This is a genomic window from Curvibacter cyanobacteriorum (assembly GCF_028649475.1).
GTDB lineage: Bacteria > Pseudomonadota > Gammaproteobacteria > Burkholderiales > Burkholderiaceae_C > Curvibacter > Curvibacter cyanobacteriorum.
This window is the reverse complement of record NZ_JAQSIP010000004.1, coordinates 452,683-474,266: the sequence shown is the minus strand read 5'-3', so window position 1 is coordinate 474,266 and position 21,584 is coordinate 452,683. Positions and strand designations below refer to the sequence as shown.

The 21,584-nt window shown below is 65.2% G+C and carries 22 protein-coding genes; 14 read left to right on the top strand and 8 right to left on the bottom strand.

The genetic code is table 11. From position 1 onward, the window contains the following. Positions 1–103: 103 nt before the first annotated feature. Positions 104–1,333, bottom strand: a complete 1,230-nt coding sequence (gene serA / locus PSQ40_RS11755; RefSeq protein ID WP_273951668.1) for a phosphoglycerate dehydrogenase — start codon at positions 1,331–1,333, stop codon at positions 104–106. Positions 1,334–1,614: 281 nt separating this feature from the next. Between serA and ugpB the strand changes: the two genes are divergently transcribed. From ugpB to ugpQ, 5 genes are all read left to right on the top strand, one after another. After that, positions 1,615–2,922: a sn-glycerol-3-phosphate ABC transporter substrate-binding protein UgpB gene (ugpB, locus tag PSQ40_RS11750; protein ID WP_273951666.1), complete on the top strand. Its 1,308-nt coding sequence runs from the start codon at positions 1,615–1,617 to the stop codon at positions 2,920–2,922. 126 nt (positions 2,923–3,048) lie between these two features. Then, complete coding sequence (gene ugpA, locus PSQ40_RS11745; RefSeq protein WP_273951665.1) at positions 3,049–3,930, top strand: sn-glycerol-3-phosphate ABC transporter permease UgpA; 882 nt, start codon at positions 3,049–3,051, stop codon at positions 3,928–3,930. Between the two features lie 42 nt (positions 3,931–3,972). Further along, positions 3,973–4,821 carry a sn-glycerol-3-phosphate ABC transporter permease UgpE gene (ugpE, locus tag PSQ40_RS11740; protein ID WP_273951664.1) on the top strand — a complete coding sequence of 283 codons (849 nt, stop codon included), beginning with the start codon at positions 3,973–3,975 and terminating at the stop codon, positions 4,819–4,821. 16 nt (positions 4,822–4,837) lie between these two features. Beyond that, complete coding sequence (gene ugpC / locus PSQ40_RS11735) at positions 4,838–5,854, top strand: sn-glycerol-3-phosphate ABC transporter ATP-binding protein UgpC (protein ID WP_273951662.1); 1,017 nt, start codon at positions 4,838–4,840, stop codon at positions 5,852–5,854. A gap of 11 nt (positions 5,855–5,865) precedes the next feature. Further along, complete coding sequence (ugpQ, locus tag PSQ40_RS11730) at positions 5,866–6,612, top strand: glycerophosphodiester phosphodiesterase (RefSeq protein ID WP_273951661.1); 747 nt, start codon at positions 5,866–5,868, stop codon at positions 6,610–6,612. A gap of 79 nt (positions 6,613–6,691) precedes the next feature. Here the strand turns inward: ugpQ and PSQ40_RS11725 are convergent, their stop codons facing one another. Next, the gene (locus PSQ40_RS11725) at positions 6,692–6,970 is read right to left on the bottom strand and encodes a hypothetical protein (RefSeq protein WP_273951660.1); all 279 of its coding nucleotides are present in this window, start codon (positions 6,968–6,970) and stop codon (positions 6,692–6,694) included. A gap of 89 nt (positions 6,971–7,059) precedes the next feature. On the opposite strand from PSQ40_RS11725, the gene hemA reads away from it, so the two are divergent. From hemA to PSQ40_RS11695, 6 genes are all read left to right on the top strand, one after another. After that, complete coding sequence (gene hemA / locus PSQ40_RS11720) at positions 7,060–8,331, top strand: glutamyl-tRNA reductase (protein ID WP_273951659.1); 1,272 nt, start codon at positions 7,060–7,062, stop codon at positions 8,329–8,331. Between the two features lie 102 nt (positions 8,332–8,433). Then, complete coding sequence (gene prfA / locus PSQ40_RS11715) at positions 8,434–9,519, top strand: peptide chain release factor 1 (protein ID WP_273951658.1); 1,086 nt, start codon at positions 8,434–8,436, stop codon at positions 9,517–9,519. Then, positions 9,516–10,358, top strand: coding sequence for a peptide chain release factor N(5)-glutamine methyltransferase (prmC, locus tag PSQ40_RS11710; protein WP_273951657.1), 843 nt, complete (start codon positions 9,516–9,518; stop codon positions 10,356–10,358). The genes prfA and prmC overlap by 4 nt, the downstream gene beginning before the upstream one ends. Positions 10,359–10,409: 51 nt before the next feature. Beyond that, a complete protein-coding gene (grxD, locus tag PSQ40_RS11705; protein WP_273951655.1) occupies positions 10,410–10,736 on the top strand; it encodes a Grx4 family monothiol glutaredoxin in 327 nt (108 codons plus the stop codon). A 180-nt stretch (positions 10,737–10,916) separates the two neighbouring features. After that, a complete protein-coding gene (locus PSQ40_RS11700) occupies positions 10,917–11,912 on the top strand; it encodes an AAA family ATPase (RefSeq protein WP_273951654.1) in 996 nt (331 codons plus the stop codon). 141 nt (positions 11,913–12,053) lie between these two features. Then, a complete protein-coding gene (locus tag PSQ40_RS11695; protein WP_273951653.1) occupies positions 12,054–13,370 on the top strand; it encodes a hemolysin family protein in 1,317 nt (438 codons plus the stop codon). Positions 13,371–13,419: 49 nt separating this feature from the next. On the opposite strand, the gene PSQ40_RS11690 is transcribed toward PSQ40_RS11695, so the two are convergent. After that, positions 13,420–14,055 carry a lytic transglycosylase domain-containing protein gene (locus PSQ40_RS11690; protein ID WP_273951652.1) on the bottom strand — a complete coding sequence of 212 codons (636 nt, stop codon included), beginning with the start codon at positions 14,053–14,055 and terminating at the stop codon, positions 13,420–13,422. Positions 14,056–14,080: 25 nt separating this feature from the next. Beyond that, complete coding sequence (locus PSQ40_RS11685) at positions 14,081–15,826, bottom strand: proline--tRNA ligase (protein ID WP_273951650.1); 1,746 nt, start codon at positions 15,824–15,826, stop codon at positions 14,081–14,083. A gap of 92 nt (positions 15,827–15,918) precedes the next feature. Between PSQ40_RS11685 and PSQ40_RS11680 the strand changes: the two genes are divergently transcribed. After that, positions 15,919–16,587 carry an RNA pyrophosphohydrolase gene (locus PSQ40_RS11680; RefSeq protein WP_273951649.1) on the top strand — a complete coding sequence of 223 codons (669 nt, stop codon included), beginning with the start codon at positions 15,919–15,921 and terminating at the stop codon, positions 16,585–16,587. Positions 16,588–16,652: 65 nt separating this feature from the next. Here PSQ40_RS11680 and proB read toward each other — a convergent pair whose 3' ends face one another. The 4 genes from proB to rplU form a co-directional block, all read right to left on the bottom strand. Then, complete coding sequence (gene proB / locus PSQ40_RS11675; protein ID WP_409338584.1) at positions 16,653–17,789, bottom strand: glutamate 5-kinase; 1,137 nt, start codon at positions 17,787–17,789, stop codon at positions 16,653–16,655. Between the two features lie 55 nt (positions 17,790–17,844). After that, on the bottom strand, positions 17,845–18,915 hold the full coding sequence (gene cgtA / locus PSQ40_RS11670) for an Obg family GTPase CgtA (RefSeq protein ID WP_273951646.1): 1,071 nt from the start codon (positions 18,913–18,915) through the stop codon (positions 17,845–17,847). Between the two features lie 92 nt (positions 18,916–19,007). Next, entirely contained in the window at positions 19,008–19,268 is a 261-nt protein-coding gene (gene rpmA, locus PSQ40_RS11665) for a 50S ribosomal protein L27 (protein WP_273951645.1), read from the bottom strand. Between the two features lie 12 nt (positions 19,269–19,280). Then, positions 19,281–19,592: a 50S ribosomal protein L21 gene (gene rplU / locus PSQ40_RS11660; protein ID WP_273928037.1), complete on the bottom strand. Its 312-nt coding sequence runs from the start codon at positions 19,590–19,592 to the stop codon at positions 19,281–19,283. 218 nt (positions 19,593–19,810) lie between these two features. Here rplU and PSQ40_RS11655 point away from each other — a divergent pair, with 218 nt between their 5' ends. Together PSQ40_RS11655 and PSQ40_RS11650 are read left to right on the top strand one after the other, a co-directional pair. Further along, a complete protein-coding gene (locus PSQ40_RS11655) occupies positions 19,811–20,740 on the top strand; it encodes a polyprenyl synthetase family protein (RefSeq protein WP_409338588.1) in 930 nt (309 codons plus the stop codon). Between the two features lie 200 nt (positions 20,741–20,940). Continuing rightward, complete coding sequence (locus tag PSQ40_RS11650) at positions 20,941–21,417, top strand: DUF2799 domain-containing protein (RefSeq protein ID WP_273951643.1); 477 nt, start codon at positions 20,941–20,943, stop codon at positions 21,415–21,417. The last annotated feature ends 167 nt before the right edge of the window (positions 21,418–21,584 follow it).

Below are 21,584 nucleotides of genomic sequence, written 5' to 3'. Positions count from 1 at the left end.
GGGGTGGGCGTTTGACGGCCCATGGACCTTGGGGCCCGGATTTTAAGTCACCGGGACAGAGGCCGCCCGTGGGCGGCCAACAAACCCGCCGCAGCGGGGGGCGTCAGAACAACACCCGGGATCGCAGCGTGCCGGGCACCTGGGCCAGTTGCTCCAGCGCCAGCTCGGACGACGCGGCGTCCACATCGATCACCACATAGCCAATGTCACCGCGGGTTTGCAGGTATTGGGCGGCGATGTTGATGTGCTGCTCGGAGAACACCCGGTTGATTTGCGACAGCACGCCGGGCACGTTGCGGTGCACATGCAGGATGCGGTGTTGGCCGCGCTGCCCCGGCAGCGCCACCTCGGGGAAGTTGACCGCCGAGGTGCTGGTGCCGTTGTCGCTGTACTTGACGAGCTTTTCGGCCACTTCCAGGCCGATGTTGGCCTGCGCCTCCAGCGTGGAGCCGCCAATGTGGGGCGTGAGGATGACGCGGTCCAGCCCGCGCAGGGGTGACTCGAACACATCCTGGTTGCTGCGGGGCTCCTCAGGGAACACGTCCACTGCGGCGCCCAGCAAATGACCGGATCGAACCGCCTCGGCCAGCGCCTCGATCACCACCACCGAGCCCCGCGAGGCATTGATCAGCACCGCGCCCGGCTTCATGGCGGCGATCTCGGCCACGCCGATCAGCCACTCGGTGGACGGCAGCTCGGGCACATGCAGGCTCAGCACATCGCTTTGTTCCAGCAAGGCCTTCAGGCTCGGGGCCTGGCGCGCGTTGCCCAGCGGCAACTTGGCCACCACATCATGAAAAATCACCTGCATGCCCAGGCCTTCGGCCAGCACCGACAACTGGGTGCCGATCGAGCCATAACCGACGATGCCCAGCGTCTTGCCGCGGATTTCATACGACTTGTCGGCCGACTTGAGCCAGCCACCGCGGTGCGCCACCGCGTTCTTTTCAGGCACACCCCGCAGCAGCAGGATGGCCTCGGCCAGCACCAGCTCGGCCACAGAACGGGTGTTGGAATACGGCGCATTGAACACCGCCACGCCTTGTTCGGCGGCGGCTTCGAGGTCGACCTGGTTGGTACCGATGCAGAAACAGCCCACCGCCACGAGCTTGGGCGCGGCGGCCAACACCTCGCGGGTGAGCTGGGTGCGCGAGCGGATGCCCAGGAAATGCACCTCGGCCAGGCGGGCCTTGAGTTCGTCTTCGGGCAGGGCTCCGCTGAGCGTCTCGATCTGGCTGTAACCCGCGGATCGCAGCACCTCGACCGCGGAGGCATGGATGCCCTCCAGCAACAGGAACTTGATCTTGCTTTTGTCCAGCGACGTTTTGCTCATGGGTCCAACAGGTTGAAAGTCGAGGGGCCAAGGCCCGAAAAGGCACCCGACGCAGCCCGACAACCCGGCCGCAGGCAGGCACCTGGGCACACCATGCTAGCAGTGCCAGCCACCCGCCTCCCACGCGAGGCGGCTTGTCAGCACCCGAGGCAGGGACAATGCCCCTTCGCCGGGGCGGCGGGTTTCCCCGGTTGTGGTGGAGGAACCTGTGTGACAAAGTTTCGTTTCTTTGTCATATAGCGCGTTTAGCATTCCTTCCTTTTCGTTTCTCAGGAGTCCGCATGAAGATCCGCAACCTGGCCCTCGTGGCCGCGCTGACCGCCACCCTCGGCGCTCCAGCCCTGGCCCAGACTGAAATTCAGTGGTGGCATTCGATGGACGGCGCCTTGAACGACTGGGTCAACGATTTGGCCAAGCAGTTCAATGCCAGCCAAAGCGACTACAAGGTCGTGCCGACCTACAAGGGCGAGTACGACCAATCGATGGCGGCCGGCATCGCCGCCTTCCGCGCCGGCAACGCGCCGGACATCTTGCAGGTTTTTGAAGTCGGCACCGCGACCATGATGTACGCCAAGGGCGCCGTCAAACCGGTGGCCGACGTGATGAAGGAAGGCGGCGTCAAGTTCGACCCCAAGGCCTACATCCCCGCGGTGGCCGGTTACTACACAGCCCCCAACGGCCAGATGATGTCGCTGCCCTTCAACAGCTCGACCACGGTCTTCTATTACAACAAGGACGCGTTCAAGGCCGCCGGTCTGGACCCTGAAAAGGCCCCGGTGACCTGGCCTGATGTGGTCTCGATCGCCGCCAAGCTCAAGGCCAGCGGCAGCACCTGCCCCTTCACCACCTCGTGGATGACCTGGGCCCAGCTGGAGAGCTTCTCCACCTGGCACAACACCAGCTACGCCAGCAAGGGCAACGGCTTTGGCGGCCTGGACGCCCGCCTCGAGTTCAACTCGCCGCTGCACGTGCGCCACTTCGAGAACCTGGGCAACATGGCCAAGCAGGGTCTGTTCGTCTACAAGGGCCGCGCCAGCAAGCCGATCACCTCGTTCACCTCGGGCGAATGCGCGATGTTCGTGGGCTCGTCGGGCAGCTACGCCAGCATCCAGCGTGACGCCAAGTTCAAGTTCGCCGAATCCACCCTGCCCTACTACCCGGACGTGGCCGGCGCACCGCAGAACACCATCGTCGGGGGCGCCAGCCTGTGGGTGCTGGCGGGCAAGCCGGCGGTCAACTACAAGGGCGTGGCCGCGTTCTTCAGCTTCCTGTCCAAGCCTGACGTGCAGGCTGCCAGCCACCAGCGCACCGGCTACCTGCCGATCACCATGGCGGCGTTTGAGCTGACCGAGAAGTCGGGCTTCTACAAGAAGAACCCCGGCACCGACGTGCCGGTCAACCAGATGATCCGCAAGACCACCGACAAGTCGCGTGGCGTGCGCCTGGGCAACTTCGTGCAGATTCGCGCCATCCTGGACGAAGAAACCGAACAAATCTGGACCGGCAAGAAGACCGCCAAGGAAGCCCTGGACACCGCGGTGGCCCGTGGCAACGAGCTGCTGGTGAAGTTCCAGGCAGCCAACAAGTAAAAAAGAGACCGGGGCGGCACGCCTGCGCGCTGTCCCCACCCCAGGCTGCGTTATGCTGCCTGCCCTCCTGAAACAGCCCGCCCGCCCCCGCTGGCGGGCTGTTTGACGCCAAGGGGCCCCTCAAATATGGAAAAACGTGTTCTGTTTCGCTCGACCTGGCTGCCGTGGGCACTGCTCGCCCCCCAGCTGCTGATCGTCGGCGTCTTCTTCTTCTGGCCTGCCGGCCAAGCCTTGCTGCAGTCGCTGCAGCAGCAAGACGCATTCGGCACCACCGTCACCTGGGTCGGCCTGGACAACTTCCGCACGCTCTGGAACGACGCCACCTACCTGGAATCGTTCAAGACCACCGTGGTGTTCTCGGTGCTGGTGACGGTGTTGGGCCTCAGCATCGCCTTGCTGCTGGCGGTGTTTGCCGACCGCATCGTGCGCGGGGCCACCTTTTACAAAACCGTGCTGATCCTGCCGTACGCGGTGGCGCCGGTGGTGTCGGGCCTGCTGTGGTCGTTCATGTTCTCCTCCTCCATCGGGGTGGTGGCGTGGACGCTGCGCAAACTGGGCTTTGACTGGAACCACCTGCTGAACTCCGGCCACGCCATGGGCCTGGTCGTGATGGCCGCGGTGTGGAAACAGATCTCCTACAACTTCCTGTTCTTCCTGGCGGGCCTGAGCTCGATCCCCAAGTCGCTGATCGAGGCCGCGGCCATGGACGGTGCCGGCCCCTGGCGGCGCTTCTGGACCATCCAGCTGCCGCTGCTGTCGCCCACCACGTTCTTCCTGGGCGTGATCAACATGGTCTACGCCTTCTTTGACACCTTCGCCATCATCGATGCCACCACCCAAGGCGGCCCGGGCAAGGCCACCTCGACCCTGGTGTACCGGGTCTACTTTGACGGCTTCCGTGGCATGGACTTTGGCTCCTCGGCCGCCCAGTCGGTGGTGCTGATGGTGATCGTGATCGCCCTCACCATCGTGCAGTTCCGCTACGTCGAAAAGAAGGTGCAGTACTGATGCGCGCTTGCTCCACCCCCCTCATTGTTCGCGGAGGCCGCCATGGTTGAACGCAACCCGCTGCTGAACCTGCTGGCCCACGCCATCATGATCCTGGGCGCCCTGGTCGTGGCGTTCCCGATCTACCTGGCCTTCGTGGCATCGACCCACACGGCCCAGGACATCATGCAGGCGCCCATGCCCCTGTGGCCTGGCTCCAACTTCTGGGCCAGCTACGAGGCCGCGCTCACCGGCACCAGCCGCGCCAGCGGCTCGGCCCCGGTGGCCCGCATGATCTGGGTCAGCTTCGTGGTGACCATGATCATCACCGTGGGCAAGATCAGCATCTCGCTGCTGTCGGCTTTTGCGGTGGTGTACTTCCGCTTCCCGCTGCGCAGCCTGTGCTTCTGGCTGATCTTCATCACCCTGATGCTGCCGGTGGAAGTGCGCATCGGCCCGACCTACCAGGTGGTCGCCGACCTGGGCATGATCAACAGCTTTGCCGGCCTGTCCGTGCCGCTGATCGCCTCGGCCACGGCCACCTTCTTGTTCCGGCAGTTCTTCCTGACCGTGCCCGACGAGCTGGTCGAAGCCGCCCGCATGGACGGCGCCGGTCCGTTGCGTTTCTTCAAGGACATCCTGGTGCCGCTGTCGGCCACCAGCATCGCCGCGCTGTTCGTGATCCAGTTCATCTACGGCTGGAACCAGTACCTGTGGCCGCTGATTGCTGCCACCAGCGAAGACATGTACCCCATCGTGATCGGTATCAAACAGATGATCGGCGCCGGCGAATCGCCGGTGGACTGGAACGTGGTCATGGCCACCGCCATGCTGGCCATGCTGCCGCCCGCCCTGGTCGTCGTGCTGATGCAAAAGTGGTTCGTCAAGGGCCTGGTTGATACCGAGAAATAAGACAAGAGACACCCCAATGGCATCCATTTCCCTGCGCAATGTCGTCAAGCGTTACGGCAAAGGCCCCAAGGCCAATCAAGTCATCCACGGCGTGAACGCCGAGATCCAGGACGGCGAGTTCATCGTCATCGTGGGTCCCTCGGGCTGTGGCAAGTCCACCCTGCTGCGCATGGTGGCCGGGCTGGAAGAAATCAGCGGTGGTGAGATCGCCATCGGCGCCCGGGTCGTGAACGACCTCGAGCCCGCCGAGCGCGACATCGCCATGGTGTTCCAGAACTACGCGCTGTACCCGCACATGAGCGTGTTCGACAACATGGCCTACGGCCTGAAGATCGCTAAGGTCCCGGTGGCCGAGATCAAGCAGCGCGTGGACAAGGCCGCGGCCATCCTCGAACTGGGCCACCTGCTGGCCCGCAAGCCACGCGAGCTGTCCGGTGGCCAGCGCCAGCGCGTCGCCATGGGCCGCGCCATCGTGCGCCAACCGCAGGTCTTTCTGTTTGACGAACCCCTGTCCAACCTCGACGCCAAGCTGCGCAGCCAGACCCGGCTGGAGATCCAGAAGCTGCACCGCGAACTCGGCATCACCTCGCTGTTTGTGACCCACGACCAAGTCGAGGCCATGACCCTGGCCCAGCGCATGATCGTCATGAACGGTGGCGTGATGGAGCAGTTCGGCACGCCCGAGGAGATGTACCACCGCCCGGCTTCGACCTTCGTGGCCAGCTTCATCGGCTCGCCGTCGATGAACCTGCTGCAGGCCTTCCCCGGGGCCGAGGCCGGCGTCATCACGGGCATCCGCCCGGAGCACCTGGACGTGGTCAGCCACGACGGCTGGCCGGTCACGGTTGAAACCGTCGAACTGCTCGGCGCCGAGCGCCTGATCTACGGCCGCCTGGGCCAGGAGCAAGTCATTGTGCGCGTTGAAGAAGGCGCGCCCGTGCCCGCCACGGGGGCGCAAATTCAGGTGCGTCCGCGCGCCGACCGCCTGCACCGCTTTGACGCCCAGTCCAGCAAACGCCTGCCCTCGACCTGAACCGCGCCCCCATGAGCCTGACCACCCCTTGGCCTTACCCCCGCTGGATCGCCCACCGTGGCGCCGGCAAGCTGGCCCCTGAAAACACCCTGGCCGCGTTCCGCCATGGCGCCAGCTTTGGCTACACCATGTTTGAATGCGACGTGAAGCTGAGCGCCGACGGCGTGCCGTTCTTGCTGCACGACGCCTCGCTGCAACGCACCAGCAACGGCCGTGGCATCGCGGGCGAGCTGAGCTATGGCGAGCTGGCCCAGCTGGACGCGGGCAGCTGGCACTCGCGCACCTTCGCGGGCGAGGGGATTCCGAGCTTTGAGAACGTGGCGCGCTACTGCCTGCACAACGGCTTTTTCCTGAACATCGAGATCAAGCCCACGCCCGACACCGAGCGCGCCACCGGCGAGATCGTGGCCGCCTACGCGGCCCACCTGTGGGCCTCGGCCTCGGTGCCGCCGTTGCTGACCTCGTTCAAGATCGAAGCCCTGGAGGGCGCAGCCGCTGCCGCGCCCCACCTGCCGCGCGGCCTGCTGGCCGACACCCTGTTCCGGGGCTGGCTGGACAAGGCGGTGCAACTGGGTTGTGTGGCCGTGGTGCTGAACCACGCGCTGTGGGACACCGAGACCGTGGCCAAGGCCCAGGCCGCCGGCCTGCGCACCCTGAGTTACACGGTGAACGACGACTGGGCCGCGCAGCGCCTGATCGAGCTGGGCACGGACGGCATCATCACCGACCGCGTGGACCTGTTCAGCCCCGCGAGCTGAGCCCCACGGCCGCGCCACACCGACGGGGGCCCAGGCAGGCCCCTTGAACTTTTGACAAAGATCAAGAAAGTGTGCGCCCTCAGGCGCGCCAGCCGCGGCCCAGGTACCACTGGCTGGTGGCGCAGGCCAGCAGCAAAACACCATAGCCCAGCATCTTGCCATCGCGCCCCAAGAGCAGCGCCGAGAACCCCAGCGCGACCACACCCACTAGAAAATTGATAGCAAACTTTCCATACCAGGGAATGGCCAGCGCATTCTGACGCCCCAACATCAAGCCCATCAGCACCAACCAGGCGGCGACGGCAGCAGCGGGGGCCACAAAACCCAACAGGTGGTAAAAAAGGTCGACAGGGCCCATGGATCTGGTCAAAAAAGGGCAATCAACGCGATAGTGAATGAAAATTTCACCGGTCGCGCTTTGCCGCCGATCAATTTTATAATCCGGCCATGGCAGTCTGGGCTTTGGGCATCAATCACACGACCGCACCGCTCGATTTGCGCGGTCGCTTTGCCTTTGCCGTCGATCAAATCCCGCACACGCTGCAAGGCCTGCGCCAGTCTTTTGGCGGGCAACGCCACCCCGAGGTTGAAGCCGCCCTGATCTCCACCTGCAACCGCACCGAGATTTACTGCGCCGGTTCGCGCGCCGCGCTCGACCACACCGTGGGCTGGCTGGCCGAAACCGGCGGCGTGACGCCCTCCGTGCTACGCTCGCACGCCTACACCCTCGAAAACGACCAAGTCGCACGCCATGCCTTCCGCGTCGCCAGCGGCCTGGACTCGATGGTGCTCGGCGAAGCCCAGATCCTGGGCCAGATGAAAGACGCGGTGCGGGCCGCTGAAAGCGCCGGCGCGCTGGGCACCACGCTGAACCAACTGTTCCAGCGCAGCTTCGCGGTGGCCAAAGAGGTGCGCAGCTCGACCGAGATCGGCGCTCACTCCATCAGCATGGCGGCCGCGGCCGTGCGCCTGGCCGGCCAGTTGTTTGAAGACCTGAGCCAGATCCGCATTCTGTTTGTCGGGGCCGGCGAGATGATCGAACTGGCCGCCACCCACTTTGCTGCCAAGAACCCCAAGGCCATCGCGATTGCCAACCGCACCCTGGAGCGCGGTGAAAAGCTCTCCAGCCGCTTTGGCGGCGAGGTCATGCGCCTGGCCGACCTGCCCAGCCGCTTGCACGAATTTGACGCGGTGATCAGCTGCACCGCCAGCACCCTGCCCTTGATTGGCCTGGGGGCCGTGGAACGCGCGCTCAAGCAGCGCCGCCACCGCCCCATGTTCATGGTCGACCTGGCCGTGCCGCGTGACATCGAGCCCGAGGTCAAAGCCCTCGAAGACGTCTACCTCTACACCGTCGACGACCTGGCCAGCGTGGTGCAGACCGGCCAGGCCAACCGGCAGGCGGCGGTGGCCCAGGCCGAAGCCATCATCGACGCCGGGGTGCAAAGTTTTCTGCACTGGATGGACCAGCGCAGCGCCGTGCCCCTGATTCAGCAGCTCAACCAGCAGGCCGAGGCCTGGCGCGAGGCCGAACTGGTGCGCGCCCGCAAGCTGCTGGCGCGCGGTGACGACCCCGATGCCGTGCTGCAGGCCCTGGCCAAGGGCCTGACCCAGAAGATGCTGCACGGCGCCATGGCCGAGTTGCACGCGGGCGACGCCCAGGCCCGCGAACGCGCCAGCCACGCGATCCAGCACTTCTTCCTGCGCAAGGAACGTTAGCGTCGGCCCCTCCCGGCCCGATGCCCCTGCCCCGCCGTGGGCAGGTCCCTGTGTTCCAGGCCCGCGCCGTGTCGCTGCTGGCCCCCCTGTCCGAAGCGCCCCATGAAAGACTTTCTCCGTCAGCAACTCGACCGCTATGCCCAGCGACTGGACGAGCTCGACTTCCTGCTCTCGCGCGAGGACATCATGAGCGACATGGGCCAGTACCGCACGCTTTCGCGCGAGCATGCCGACGTCACCCAGGTGGCCGGCCGCTACAAGCGCTTTCGACAGCGCGAGGCCGAGCTGGCCGACGCGCGCGAGATGCTCAGCGACCCGGACATGGCCGACATGGCGCAAGAAGAAATCGCCAGCGCCACCGACGAACTGAGCCAGCTCGAAGGCGAACTGCAACGCCTGCTGCTGCCCAGAGACCCGGACGACGCACGCAACGCTTTCCTCGAAGTGCGGGCCGGCACGGGCGGCGACGAATCGGCCCTGTTCGCCGCCGACCTGGCGCGCATGTACACCCGCTACGCCGAACGGGCCGGCTGGCGCTGCGAGATCGTCAGCGCCAGCGAGAGCGAACTCGGTGGCTACAAGGAAGTGGTGCTGCGCCTGGAAGGCGACAGCGTTTATGGCGCCTTGAAGTTCGAATCCGGCGGCCACCGCGTGCAACGCGTTCCCGCGACCGAAACCCAGGGCCGCATCCACACCAGCGCCTGCACCGTGGCGGTGCTGCCCGAACCCGACGAAGCCCAAGCGGTGCAGATCAACCCGGCCGACCTGCGCATCGACACCTACCGTGCCAGCGGCGCCGGCGGCCAGCACATCAACAAGACCGACTCGGCGGTGCGCATCACCCACTTGCCCACCGGCATCGTGGCCGAATGCCAGGACGACCGCAGCCAGCACCGCAACAAAGCCAAGGCCTTGCAGGTGCTGTCGGCCCGCATCCAAGAAAAAGACCGCAGCGAACGCGCAGCCAAGGACGCCGCCCTGCGCAAGGGCCTGATCGGCAGTGGCGACCGCAGTGACCGCATCCGTACCTACAACTTCCCGCAGGGCCGGCTGACCGACCACCGCATCAACCTGACGCTGTACAAGCTGAGCTTCATCATGGAAGGCGAACTCACGGACGTGCTGGGCGCCCTCCAGGCCGCCCACGAAGCCGAGCAACTGGCCGAACTCGAAGTGGGGGCCGCGTGAGCGCCGCCCTGACCGTGCAGCAGGTGCTGAGCCAAAGCCAGGCCAAGGGCCTGCCACGGCTGGAGGCGCAGATGCTGGTGCTGCTGGCCCTGCAACGCGCGCCGCACGACCGGGCCTGGCTGCTGGCCCACGACAACGACCCCTGGCCCGACGCAGCCCAGGCCCGACTGGCCGATTTGCTGCGGCGCCGGCTCGACGGCGAACCCATGGCCTACCTGTGCGGCGAGCACGAGTTCTATGGCCTGAGCCTGCGCGTGGACGCGCGCGTGCTGGACCCGCGCCCGGACACCGAAACCCTGGTGGACTGGGCCCTGTCCCTGCTGCCGGCGCAAGCGGGGCTGCGCGTGGCCGACCTGGGCACCGGCAGCGGTGCGATTGCGCTGGCCCTGGCGCACCAACGCCCCGACGTGCAGGTCAGCGCGGTCGATGCCAGTGCCGATGCCCTGGCCGTGGCCCGGGCCAATGGCCAGCGCCTGCAACTGCCCGTGCACTGGCTGCTCGGCGACTGGTTCAGCCCCCTGGCGGGCCAGCGCTTTGACCTGCTGGTGTCCAACCCCCCCTACATCGCCGAGGGCGACCCGCACATGGCGGCCTTGCGGCACGAGCCACGCCAGGCCCTGACCAGCGGGGCCGACGGGCTGGACGACCTGAAGCGCCTGGTGCAAGACGCCCCCGCGCACCTGCCACCCGGTGGCTGGCTGCTGCTGGAGCACGGCTGGGACCAGGCGGCCGCCGTGCGTGCGCTGTTGAGCGCGCGCGGCTTCGAGGCGGTGCAAAGCCGCATGGACCTGGCTGGCATTGAGCGCTGCTCCGGCGGACAGTGGCCAGGGCTGAGATAATCAGAACAGTTTGCCCGTGTCACGGGCGCCCACGAACTGAGGAAACCCACCATGAGTGACGTTCAACAACGCATCGATGACCTGGTCAAGAACAATGAAGTGCTGCTGTTCATGAAGGGAACGGCCAGCTTCCCGCAATGCGGCTTCTCCGGCCGGGCCGTGCAGATCCTGAAGGCCTGCGGCGTCGACCCCAAGGGCCTGAAGACCGTCAACGTGCTCGAAGACCCCGAGATCCGTCAGGGCATCAAGGAATACAGCCAGTGGCCCACCATCCCGCAGCTCTACGTGAAGGGCGAGTTCATCGGCGGCTCGGACATCATGATGGAGATGTACGAGTCGGGTGAGCTGCAACAGGTCATCTCCGGCCCGGCCGCCTGAGGCCAGCCAGGCAGCACCGCCCCGGCCCCGCCCTGGCGGTAGCGCCCCCCCAAAAAGCCACCTGCACGGTGGCTTTTTTGTTTTTTACAACAGGCCCCGGTGCACCGCACTTTCACGCCTTGAGGGTCGGCACGTCTTGTGCTTGAATGAACTCGTGACCTTCATTTCAAGGAGTGAACGATGGAATCCCGAAGCCTTGTGCCCCAATCTTCGAACTTCCAGTTGCCCATCGCCCAGATGCGCAGCGTGTTCCAGCCGGCCGAGGTCGAACGCAAGCTGGCCCAACTGCCGGAGCACGAACACGAGTCGCTGCGCACCACCTACCAGCGCATGCTGGAGCGCGGGCCGCAGCGCTTCCAGGTCAAGCCCCACGGGGTGCCCAACATGGCCGAGCTGTACGAGGCCCTGCCCAATTTCACCGAGGTGCTGGACGATGTGAAGCGCCATGTGGCGCTGTCGCAGGACAGCCGCGATGGCCTGGAAGTCACCCCCATGCTGCTGCTGGGCCCGCCCGGCATTGGCAAAACCCACTTCGCCAAGCAACTGGCCGAACTGCTGGGCACCGGCATGTCCCTGGTGCCGATGAGCTCGATGACCGCGGGCTGGTTGCTGTCGGGCGCGTCCTCGCAGTGGAAAGGCGCGCGCCCGGGCAAGGTCTTCGAGGCCTTGGTCGAAGGCCAGTACGCCAACCCGGTGATCGTGGTCGACGAGATCGACAAGGCCAGCGCCGACGCGCAGTACGACCCCCTTGGGGCGCTGTACAGCCTGCTCGAACACGACACCGCAGGGGCCTTTGTCGACGAGTTCGCCGAGGTCTCCATCGACGCCAGCCAGGTGCTGTGGATCACCACCGCCAACGACGCGCGCGGCATCCCGGACCCGATCCTCAACCGCATGAACGTGTTTGAGATCGAGGCCCCCAACCTGGCTCAGGCGCGCGAGATTGCGCGCCGCCTCTACCAGGGCATCCGGCGCCAGCACGACTGGGGCCAGCATTTTGACGAGGAGCCTGGCGACAGCCTGCTGGACGCGCTGGCCGAGGTGGCGCCGCGCGAGATGCGGCGCGCCTTGATGACCGGCTTTGGCAACGCCCGGCTCGACCGGCGCAGTCAAATCCAGCCCGACGACCTGCCGCGCGCTGCCGGCCAGCGCCTGCGCATGGGCTTTGTGCAATGAGCTGACACCGCCTGAGGGCCTCCCGGGGCCTGTCAGCCTGCGCAGTGGCCCTGCCGGGCGCAGCACCGCGCGCAGCGGCTGCGCCCGCGGGTGCCCGCGCTACACTGACAGCCCGTCCCCCCGCCCTGCACAGGGCCGCCCATGAGCCTTGGTCAAAGCCTTCTCACCATCGCCGCGCTGATCGCGGTGAGTGCTTTCTTCTCGGTCGCCGAAATCTCCCTGGCCGCGTCGCGCCGCCTGCGCCTGCGCCAGATGGCCGATGCGGGCGACCTGCGCGCCGAACGCGTGCTGCGCATGCAGGACCAGCCCGGCCCGTACTTCACGGTGGTGCAAATTGGGCTGAATGCGGTCGCCATCCTCGGTGGCGTGGTGGGGGAAGGCGCGCTGAGCCCCTACTTCACGCGCTTGATGGCCTTGCTGGTGGACGAACCCCTGGCTGGTCGACTGGGGTTCGCGGCGTCCTTCCTGTGCGTGATTTCGCTGTTCATCGTGCTGGCCGACCTGCTGCCCAAACGCCTGGGCATGAACGACCCCGAGCGCGCGGCCGTGCGCCTGGTGGGGCCCATGGAAACGCTGCTGCGCCTGATGGGGCCCCTGGTGTGGCTGTTTGGCCGCCTCACCGACGGGCTGTTCAAGGTGCTGGGCCTGCCCGCCCAGCGCGACGAGCGCATCACCTCGGCCGACATCCTGGCCATGACCGAAGCGGGCGCCCGCTCGGGCCAACTCGCGGAGCGCGAGCACGAGGTGATCACCAACGTGTTTGAACTCGAGACCCGGGTGGTGACCAGCGCCATGACGCCACGCGAGCGCATCGCCTGGTTCCAGAAGGACGAGCCCGAGGCCACGCTGCGCGCCCGCATCCTGGCCGAGCCGTTTTCGAACTACCCGGTGTGCGACGGCGACCTGGACCAGTTGCTGGGCTATGTGGATGCCAAAGACCTGTTCCAACGGGTGCTCAACCAGCAAGCGTTGAGCCCGCTGGACGAGGGCTTGCTGCGCAAGGTGCTGGTGGTGCCGGACCGCCTGAGCCTGGCCGAGGTGCTGGAGCAGTTCCGCCAGGCCCACGAGGACTTTGCAGTCATCGTCAACGAGTACAGCTTTGTGGTGGGCGTGATCACCCTGAACGACGTGATGAGCACCGTGATGGGCGGCCTGGTCGACCCGCAGGACGAGGACTGGATCGTGCAGCGCGACCCGCATTCATGGCTGATCGACGGCATGACGCCGATGGCCGACGTGCAGCGCGCGCTCGAGCTGGCGGAATTGCCCCACGAGGGCGAGTACGAAACGCTGGCCGGCTTCCTCATGGAGATGCTGCGCCGCGTGCCCAAGCGCACCGATTCGGTGCAATGGGCGGGCTTCCGGTTCGAGGTGATGGACGTGGACCGTTACCGCATCGACCAGGTCATGGTGACCCGCTTGCCCAGCGGCACCGAGGCATCGGCAGGCCCTGTCTGACCGACTGGCACGCGAGCGCTGGCACGGCGCCTGCGCGGCGCTGGCCACGTCAGGCCTTGTTGGGGGCGTCGTTGTAGACCCAGTTGCGCTGCGCTCCGAACACCGCGTTGGGGTACTGAGGCTTGCCACGGCTGCCGTTGTAACGGCCCAGGGCCATGTAGACATCGCCTTGCTCGCGGTCCAGGTAGTGGCGCAGGATGACGCAACCAAAGCGCAGATTGGTTTGCAGGTGGAACAGCTTGCCGGCGTCGCCATCGCCAATCACGCGGGTCCAAAACGGCATGACCTGCATGTAGCCACGAGCGCCCACCGAGGACACGGCGAATTTTCGGAAATTGCTTTCAACCTGGATCAGCCCCAGCACCAGCGAGGTGTCCAGGCCGGCGCGGCGGCTCTCGTACCACACCGTCTGCAGGAACTCCTTGCGCACCAGCCATTCGGGCTTCTTGTGCCAGAGGCGGTCGCTCATGGCGGCCAGCCAGCGCAGGTAGCTCAGCCGGGCGGCGGTGTCGCTGAACTCGGGCACCGGGGCACCCTGCTGCTGCACGGCCGAACTGAGCGCCGTGCGCACTGAATCTGCCAGGGGCTCTTCGAGTTGGGAGCCGGCGTGGGCCGCCGGGGCCCAGCCCCCCCACCAGGGGGCCGCCAGCAAAGGCAGCAGGCTCTGTCGCCTCGACATCAGCATGCGCAAACCCTCACGACACGGGCCTTCAAACGGCCACGCGCTCCTTCAGGAAGGACAGCACATCGGCCAGCGCCAGCTTGCTGGCGGCCGTGTCGCGGCGGTGCTGGTATTCGACCTGGCCTTCTTTCAGGCCGCGGTCGGACAGCACCACGCGGTGCGGCACGCCGATCAGTTCCCAGTCGGCGAACATGGCGCCCGGGCGCTCGCCACGGTCGTCCAGCAGCACATCCACGCCCAGGGCGGCGAGTTCGTCATGCAACTTTTCGGCCGCGGCCTTGACCTCGGCGCTGCGGTCCATGCCGATGGGGCAGATCACCACGGTGAACGGGGCGATCGCGTCGGGCCAGATGATGCCGCGCTCGTCGTGGTTTTGCTCAATGGCGGCGGCCGGCAGGCGGGTCACGCCAATGCCGTAGCAGCCCATCTCGAAATGGGCCGGCTTGCCGTCTTCACCGAGGAAGGTGGCGTTCATGGCCTTGGAGTACTTGGTGCCCAGGTAGAACACGTGGCCGACTTCAATGCCGCGCTCGATCGCCAGCACGCCCTGGCCGTCGGGCGAGGCGTCACCCGCCACCACATTGCGCAGGTCGGCCACCAGTTCGGGCTCGGGCAGGTCGCGGCCCCAGTTCACACCGGTCAGGTGGAAGTCGACCTCGTTGGCACCGCACACCCAGTCGGCCAGCACGGCGACTTCACGGTCAGCCACCACCTTGACGGGCTTTTGCAGGTTCAGCGGGCCCAGGTAGCCGGGCTTGCAGCCAAAGTGGTCTTCGATCTCGGCCACGGTGGCAAAACGGAAACCGCCTTCCATGCCAGGCAGCTTGCCGACCTTGACTTCGTTCATGTCGTGGTCGCCACGCAGCAGCAGCAACCAGACCTGGCTCTTGGCCACTTCGCCATGTTCATTGAGGGTGTCGGTGGCCAGCACCAGCGACTTGACGGTTTGGGCCAGCGGCAGGCCCAACAGCTCGGCCACGTCGGCGCAGGTGCTCTTGCCCGGGGTGGGGGTCTTGGTCAGGGCTTGGGCCGGCGCCGGGCGCGGTCCGGCCGGGGCCAGGGCCTCGGCCTTTTCAATGTTGGCAGCGTAGTCGCTGCTGGGGCAGTAGACGATGGCGTCCTCGCCGGTGGCGGCGATCACCTGGAACTCTTCGCTCAGGTCGCCGCCAATGGCGCCGCTGTCGGCCGCCACCGCGCGGTAGGTCAGGCCGAAGCGGTCAAAAATACGGCGGTAGGCCTGGGCCATGACCTGGTAGCTGGCCTTGGCAGCCGCTTGGTCGCGGTCAAAGCTGTAGGCGTCCTTCATGATGAACTCGCGCCCGCGCATCAGGCCAAAACGCGGCCGGCGCTCGTCGCGGAACTTGGTCTGGATTTGGTAGAAGTTCTTGGGCAGCTGCTTGTAGCTGCGCAGCTCTTGGCGCGCGATGTCGGTCACCACCTCTTCGGAGGTCGGCTGGATCACAAAGTCGCGGTCATGGCGGTCCTTGATGCGCAGCAGCTCGGGGCCCATCTTCTCGAAGCGGCCGGTCTCCTGCCACAGCTCGGCCGGCTGCACCACCGGCATGGTGACCTCAATGGCCCCGGCGCGGTTCATCTCTTCGCGCACGATGGCTTCGACCTTGCGGATCACGCGCAGACCGATCGGCATGTAGTTGTACACCCCGGCCCCGAGCTTCTTGATCATGCCCGCACGCATCATGAGTTTGTGGCTGACCACCTCCGCATCGGCCGGTGCTTCCTTGAGGGTGGAAATGAAGAATTGGGAGGCTTTCATGGGGGCAATACGGGGAGTTCGGGGGACAGTCCTCTTGTGACACGTGCAGCGCCGTGCATAATGGACTCAGTTTAAAAATTTGGGGTTTGATTATGCTTGACCGGGACGGCTTTAGGCCGAACGTCGGCATCATCCTGCTCAACCACAAGAACCAGGTGTTCTGGGGCAAGCGCATCCGGACCCACAGCTGGCAGTTTCCGCAAGGCGGCATTGACCGGGGTGAGAGCCCTGAACAAGCCATGTTCCGGGAACTGCATGAAGAGGTGGGGCTCCATCCGGAGCATGTTCGCATCGTTGCCCGCACCCGGGATTGGTTGCGCTATGAGGTGCCCGACCGGTACATCCGCCGAGACGCTCGAGGCCACTACAAGGGCCAGAAGCAGATCTGGTATTTGCTGCAGTTGATGGGTCACGACTGGGACCTGAACCTGCGTGCCACCAACCACCCTGAGTTCGACGCCTGGCGCTGGAACGACTACTGGGTGCCGCTCGACGTGGTGGTCGAGTTCAAACGCGGGGTCTATGAAATGGCGCTCACCGAGCTGGCCCGTTTCCTGCCGCGCCCAGAACCGCGCAACCGCTTCCTGCGTGGCGGCATGCGCACCCGCGACAGCGACGGCGGCATGATGGACATGCACCCTTCGCGGCTGCCCCCATCGGCCTGCTACGAGTTGCCGCCGGGAGCCACCTTCGAGCCTGACCCGCGGGTGACGTCTCAGCAACTGGAAAACCTCCCGCCCAACGGCCCCAACCAGCACTGAACCGTGCCGATCCATGCAACAGCCCTTCTGGGCTGTTGTTGTTGGGGCCCGGCCCAAGCCCCCATTCAGCGTTGCACCACCAGGTTGTCGCGGTGCACCATCTCGGGCTCGGCCGCGTAACCCAGCAACTTCTCAAACTCGGACGAGGCCTTGCGGCACATCAGGCGGGCTTCGGCACTGGCGTAGTTGGCCAGGCCACGGGCGATTTCCTGGCCTGCGGGGTCCTTGATGGCGATCACATCGCCACGCGAAAACTCGCCCTCCACCGCCACCATGCCGATCGGCAACAGGCTCTTGCCCTCGTCCCGCAGCTTGGCCGCGGCGCCGGCGTCGACGCAGACCGCGCCACGCATTTGCAGGTGGTCCGCCATCCACTGTTTGCGCGCCTGGTTTTTGGCCGTTTGGGCCACCAACAAGGTGCCAATCGGCTCGCCCTGGGTCAGGCGGACCAGGGCATCGGGCTCACGCCCCCAGGCGATGACGGTTGAGGCCCCCGAGCCCGCCGCCCGCTTGGCTGCCAGGATCTTGGTGATCATGCCGCCCTTGCCGATGCTGGAGCCCGCACCGCCCGCCATGGCCTCCAGCGCCGGATCACCGGCCTTGGCTTCATGCACGAACTGCGCCGCCGGGTCACGCCGCGGGTCGGCGGTGTAGAGGCCCTTTTGGTCGGTCAGGATGACCAGTGCATCGGCTTCCACCAGGTTGGCCACCAGGGCGCCCAAGGTGTCGTTGTCACCGAACTTGATCTCGTCGTTGACCACGGTGTCGTTCTCGTTGATCACGGGCACCACCTGCAGGCGCAGCAGCGTCAACAGGGTGGAACGCGCGTTGAGGTAACGCTCGCGGTCGGCCAGATCGGCGTGCGTCAGCAGCACCTGGGCGCTGCCCAGGCCCTGCTCGCGCAGCTTGGTTTCGTACATCTGGGCCAGGCCCATTTGCCCCACCGCCGCAGCGGCCTGCAACTCATGCACTTCCTTGGGCCGGGTCGACCAACCCAGGCGCTTCATGCCTTCGGCGATGGCGCCGCTCGAGACCATCACCACCTCGCGACCATCGCGCACCAGGGCCGCCAGTTGACGACACCATTCACCAATGGCCGCCTCATCGAGACCGCGACCTTCGTTGGTCACCAGGCTGGAGCCCACCTTGACGACAATGCGACGCGCATCCGCCAATACACCCGAAGCAATTTTTTGAGTCATTGAAACCAGCGGCCAGCACCGGCTGGCACTTGTTGGCAGTGGAAGATAAAGCGGATCAGGAATCCGACGGCTCAGCAAAGCGCGGATCGACCTCGGCCGGCGCTTGCTCGGCCACCTGCTGGGTTTTCACATGCAGGTAGATGGCCTTGATGAGCGACTCGCAACCCTCGCGGGTCAGGGCCGAAATCTCGAACACCGGCCCCTTGAATTTGTAGCGCTTCACGAAGTCCTTGATCAGCGCGGCACGCTGGTCCTGCGGAATCATGTCGAGCTTGTTGAGCACCAACCAGCGCGGCTTGTCGTACAGCGCCTGATCGTACTTCTTGAGCTCGCCCACGATGGCCTTGGCTTGCGCCACCGGGTCCACGCTCTCGTCGAACGGCGCAATGTCCACGATGTGCAGCAACAGGCGGGTGCGCTGCAGGTGGCGCAGGAACAGGTGACCGAGGCCGGCGCCTTCGGAGGCGCCTTCGATCAGACCCGGGATGTCCGCGACCACAAAGCTCTGCTCGGGGCCCACACGCACCACGCCCAGGTTGGGATGCAAGGTGGTGAAGGGGTAATCCGCGATCTTGGGGCGCGCGTTGGAAATCGCGGCGATCAAGGTCGACTTGCCGGCATTGGGCATGCCCAGCAGGCCCACATCGGCCAGCACCTTGAGTTCGAGCTTGAGGCTCTTGCGCTCACCCGGCCAACCCGGCGTCTTCTGACGCGGGGCACGGTTGATGGCGCTTTTGAAACGCAGGTTGCCAAAGCCACCGTCACCGCCCTTGGCGATGGTGATCACCTCACCCGGGACCAGCAATTCGTACAAAACTTCGCCGGTTTCGGCGTCGGAGATGATGGTCCCCACCGGCATCTTGAGGGTGATGTCGTCGCCGGCGGCGCCAAACATGTCTGAACCCATGCCGTGCTCACCGCGGCGCGCTTCATGGCGACGCGAGTAGCGGAAATCCACCAGGGTATTCAAGTTGGGATCGGCGACAGCAAACACATGCCCACCGCGACCGCCATCCCCACCGTTGGGGCCCCCGAACTCTTTGTACTTTTCATGCCGAAACGAGACGCAACCGTTCCCGCCATCGCCGGCGGCAATGTCTATGTAGGCTTCATCAACGAATTTCATGTCATGTCCAGTTTACAAAAAAGAGGTCCCAACGAAAAAAGCCCCGACCAAGCGGGGCTTCGACAGGTCTCGCTGCGACCGAGTCGTCAGACTCAGGCTGCCGGCGTCACGTTGACCGTGTGCTTGTTCAGAGCGCCTTTGGTCGAGAAGGACACATGGCCTTCCACCAGGGCGAACAAGGTGTGGTCCTTGCCGATGCCGACGTTGGAACCTGCATGGAAGCGGGTGCCACGTTGGCGAACGATGATGGAGCCAGCGCTGATCAGTTCACCGCCGAAAGCCTTCACACCGAGCATCTTGGGCTTGGAATCGCGCCCGTTTCGCGTAGAGCCGCCGCCTTTTTTCTGTGCCATGACCCGTACTCCTTAGCCTGCAATCGCGCCGATTTGCAGTTCGGTGAACTGCTGACGGTGACCTTGACGCTTTTGATAGTGCTTACGACGACGCATCTTGAAGATGCGAACCTTGTCGTGCTTGCCGTGCGACACGACGGTTGCCGTGACGGTAGCGCCGGACACCAGGGGCGTGCCAACCTTGAGTTCAGCGCCGTTGCCGACAGCCAGAACTTGGTCAATCACGATTTCCTGGCCTACGTCCGCAGCAATCTGTTCTACTTTAATTTTTTCGCCAGCAGCAACACGATATTGCTTGCCGCCGGTTTTTATGACCGCGTACATGTAAACCTCTTTGAATTGAAGCTCTACCGGAGAATTCCGTAGAGCCTTAGACTTTAGCATGAAAGCAACGAATTGCCAAGTGCTGCACAAGGACTGCTCAAGCGTTCAACAGAGTCCCCGGCGGGGCCTTCCTATAATTTCGCAACCTGAAAGAGTCCGCCACCTTGACCGCCACCGCCAACACCGCCGCTTCCGCCCTTGAATTGATTGCCCGGGACATGGGCGAGGTCGACCAAGTCATCGCCCAACGGCTGGACTCCAGCGTCCCGTTGGTGGGACAGATTTCCCAGTACATCATCGCCGCCGGCGGCAAACGCCTGCGCCCCGCCCTGTTGCTGCTGACCGCAGGCGCCCTCAACTACCAGGGCACCCAGCACCACAACCTGGCGGCCGTGGTCGAGTTCATCCACACCGCCACGCTGCTGCACGACGACGTGGTCGATGAGTCCACCCTGCGCCGCGGCCGCGCCACCGCCAACGAAGCCTTCGGCAACCCTGCCAGCGTGCTGGTGGGCGACTTTTTGTATTCGCGCGCTTTCCAGATGATGGTCGATGCCAACGACATGCGCATCATGCAGACCCTGGCCGACGCCACCAACGTGATCGCCGAAGGTGAAGTGCTGCAACTGATGAACATGCACGACGCCTCGCTGGACGAAGCGGCCTACCTGCGCGTGATCCGCTCCAAAACCGCCAAGCTGTTTGAAGCCAGCGCCCGCCTGGCCGCCATCCTGACCCAATCCTCAGCCGAGGTGGAAGACGCCTGCGCCACCTACGGCCAAGCCCTGGGCACCGCCTTTCAGGTGATTGACGATGTGCTCGACTATGCGGGCAACAGCGCGGAAATGGGCAAGAACATTGGCGACGACCTGCGCGAAGGCAAAGCCACCTTGCCACTGATCATTGGCATGCAGCGCGGCACCCCGGAACAGGCCGCCACGATCCGCCACGCCATCGAGCACGGCGAAACCGAAAAGCTGCCCCAGATCATCGACATCGTGCGCAGCACCGGCGCCCTGGAGGCCACCCAACAAGCCGCGGCCGCCGAAGCGCAGCGCGCCATGGATGCACTGCAACGCCTGCCGGTCAACGCCTACACCCAAGGCATGCACCAACTGGCCGCCCAACTGCTGGAACGCCGCACCTGAACCCCGAGCGCCTGTCAAGCCAGGCGCTCCGTTCGCTCTAACGCAACCGCCAAGCGGCCGATCCGCCCAGACCTCTGGCGGGGACACATTGACCCTAGAATGCTTCAACTTGTTACAAAGATGGAGACGAGGTCGATATGCGCGCGCTTTACGGATGGCTGACCCTGCTGTTGGTTTTGTGTTTACCCGGCTGCGCCACGATGAGCGCCGACGAATGCAAGCTGGCTCGCTGGAATGAAGTGGGTTTGCGCGACGGCCTCGCCGGCGAGCCCCTGTCCACCCTGAACGCCCGCACCCAAGACTGCGCCGAAGCCCGCGTCACCCCCGACACGCGCGCCTACCTGCAAGGCCGCGACCAAGGCCTGCAAAGCTACTGCCGCCTGGACAATGCCGTGCAACTGGGCCTGAACGGCAAGACCTACCAGGGCGTCTGCCCCGCCCCACTCGATTACGAGTTCAGACGCCGCTTCAGCCTGGGCCGCGAGGTCTATGACGCACGGCAGCAGATCAACCAACGCGAACGGCGGCGCGACGAACTTGAACGGCGACTCAAGGCCGCCAGCAAAGATGACGAGCGCCGCAAGATCCGCGACGAACTCGAAGACGAGGACCGCAAGACACGCCGCGCCCGCGACCGCCTGCGCGACGCCGAATGGCAACTTGACCGCCTGCGCTGAAGCCCGCCAGACGCCATCAGCCCCTGACAAAAGGGCTCAGCCAAACAAATCAATGCCAAGCTCTTTTCTTTTGAAGAAAAAAGTTGCTACAATAAGCGGCTTCGCTGAACAGCACTGGGATCCAAACCGATTTCAGACCTTGCGACAGTGACCCAAGCCCCTCGGGC

Excerpts from the sequence above, each read along its gene's own strand:
- PSQ40_RS11690 (WP_273951652.1), bottom strand. The coding sequence starts at position 14,055 with ATGCTGATGTCGAGGCGACAGAGCCTGCTGCCTTTGCTGGCGGCCCCC.
- PSQ40_RS11695 (WP_273951653.1), top strand. The coding sequence starts at position 12,054 with ATGAGCCTTGGTCAAAGCCTTCTCACCATCGCCGCGCTGATCGCGGTG.
- serA (WP_273951668.1), bottom strand. The coding sequence starts at position 1,333 with ATGAGCAAAACGTCGCTGGACAAAAGCAAGATCAAGTTCCTGTTGCTG.
- rplU (WP_273928037.1), bottom strand. The coding sequence starts at position 19,592 with ATGTACGCGGTCATAAAAACCGGCGGCAAGCAATATCGTGTTGCTGCT.
- grxD (WP_273951655.1), top strand. The coding sequence starts at position 10,410 with ATGAGTGACGTTCAACAACGCATCGATGACCTGGTCAAGAACAATGAA.
- PSQ40_RS11650 (WP_273951643.1), top strand. The coding sequence starts at position 20,941 with ATGAGCGCCGACGAATGCAAGCTGGCTCGCTGGAATGAAGTGGGTTTG.
- ugpQ (WP_273951661.1), top strand. The coding sequence starts at position 5,866 with ATGAGCCTGACCACCCCTTGGCCTTACCCCCGCTGGATCGCCCACCGT.
- cgtA (WP_273951646.1), bottom strand. The coding sequence starts at position 18,915 with ATGAAATTCGTTGATGAAGCCTACATAGACATTGCCGCCGGCGATGGC.
- ugpA (WP_273951665.1), top strand. The coding sequence starts at position 3,049 with ATGGAAAAACGTGTTCTGTTTCGCTCGACCTGGCTGCCGTGGGCACTG.
- PSQ40_RS11700 (WP_273951654.1), top strand. The coding sequence starts at position 10,917 with ATGGAATCCCGAAGCCTTGTGCCCCAATCTTCGAACTTCCAGTTGCCC.
- PSQ40_RS11685 (WP_273951650.1), bottom strand. The coding sequence starts at position 15,826 with ATGAAAGCCTCCCAATTCTTCATTTCCACCCTCAAGGAAGCACCGGCC.
- ugpE (WP_273951664.1), top strand. The coding sequence starts at position 3,973 with ATGGTTGAACGCAACCCGCTGCTGAACCTGCTGGCCCACGCCATCATG.
- PSQ40_RS11655 (WP_409338588.1), top strand. The coding sequence starts at position 19,811 with ATGGGCGAGGTCGACCAAGTCATCGCCCAACGGCTGGACTCCAGCGTC.
- ugpC (WP_273951662.1), top strand. The coding sequence starts at position 4,838 with ATGGCATCCATTTCCCTGCGCAATGTCGTCAAGCGTTACGGCAAAGGC.
- rpmA (WP_273951645.1), bottom strand. The coding sequence starts at position 19,268 with ATGGCACAGAAAAAAGGCGGCGGCTCTACGCGAAACGGGCGCGATTCC.
- prfA (WP_273951658.1), top strand. The coding sequence starts at position 8,434 with ATGAAAGACTTTCTCCGTCAGCAACTCGACCGCTATGCCCAGCGACTG.
- proB (WP_409338584.1), bottom strand. The coding sequence starts at position 17,789 with ATGACTCAAAAAATTGCTTCGGGTGTATTGGCGGATGCGCGTCGCATT.
- ugpB (WP_273951666.1), top strand. The coding sequence starts at position 1,615 with ATGAAGATCCGCAACCTGGCCCTCGTGGCCGCGCTGACCGCCACCCTC.
- PSQ40_RS11725 (WP_273951660.1), bottom strand. The coding sequence starts at position 6,970 with ATGGGCCCTGTCGACCTTTTTTACCACCTGTTGGGTTTTGTGGCCCCC.
- hemA (WP_273951659.1), top strand. The coding sequence starts at position 7,060 with ATGGCAGTCTGGGCTTTGGGCATCAATCACACGACCGCACCGCTCGAT.
- PSQ40_RS11680 (WP_273951649.1), top strand. The coding sequence starts at position 15,919 with ATGCTTGACCGGGACGGCTTTAGGCCGAACGTCGGCATCATCCTGCTC.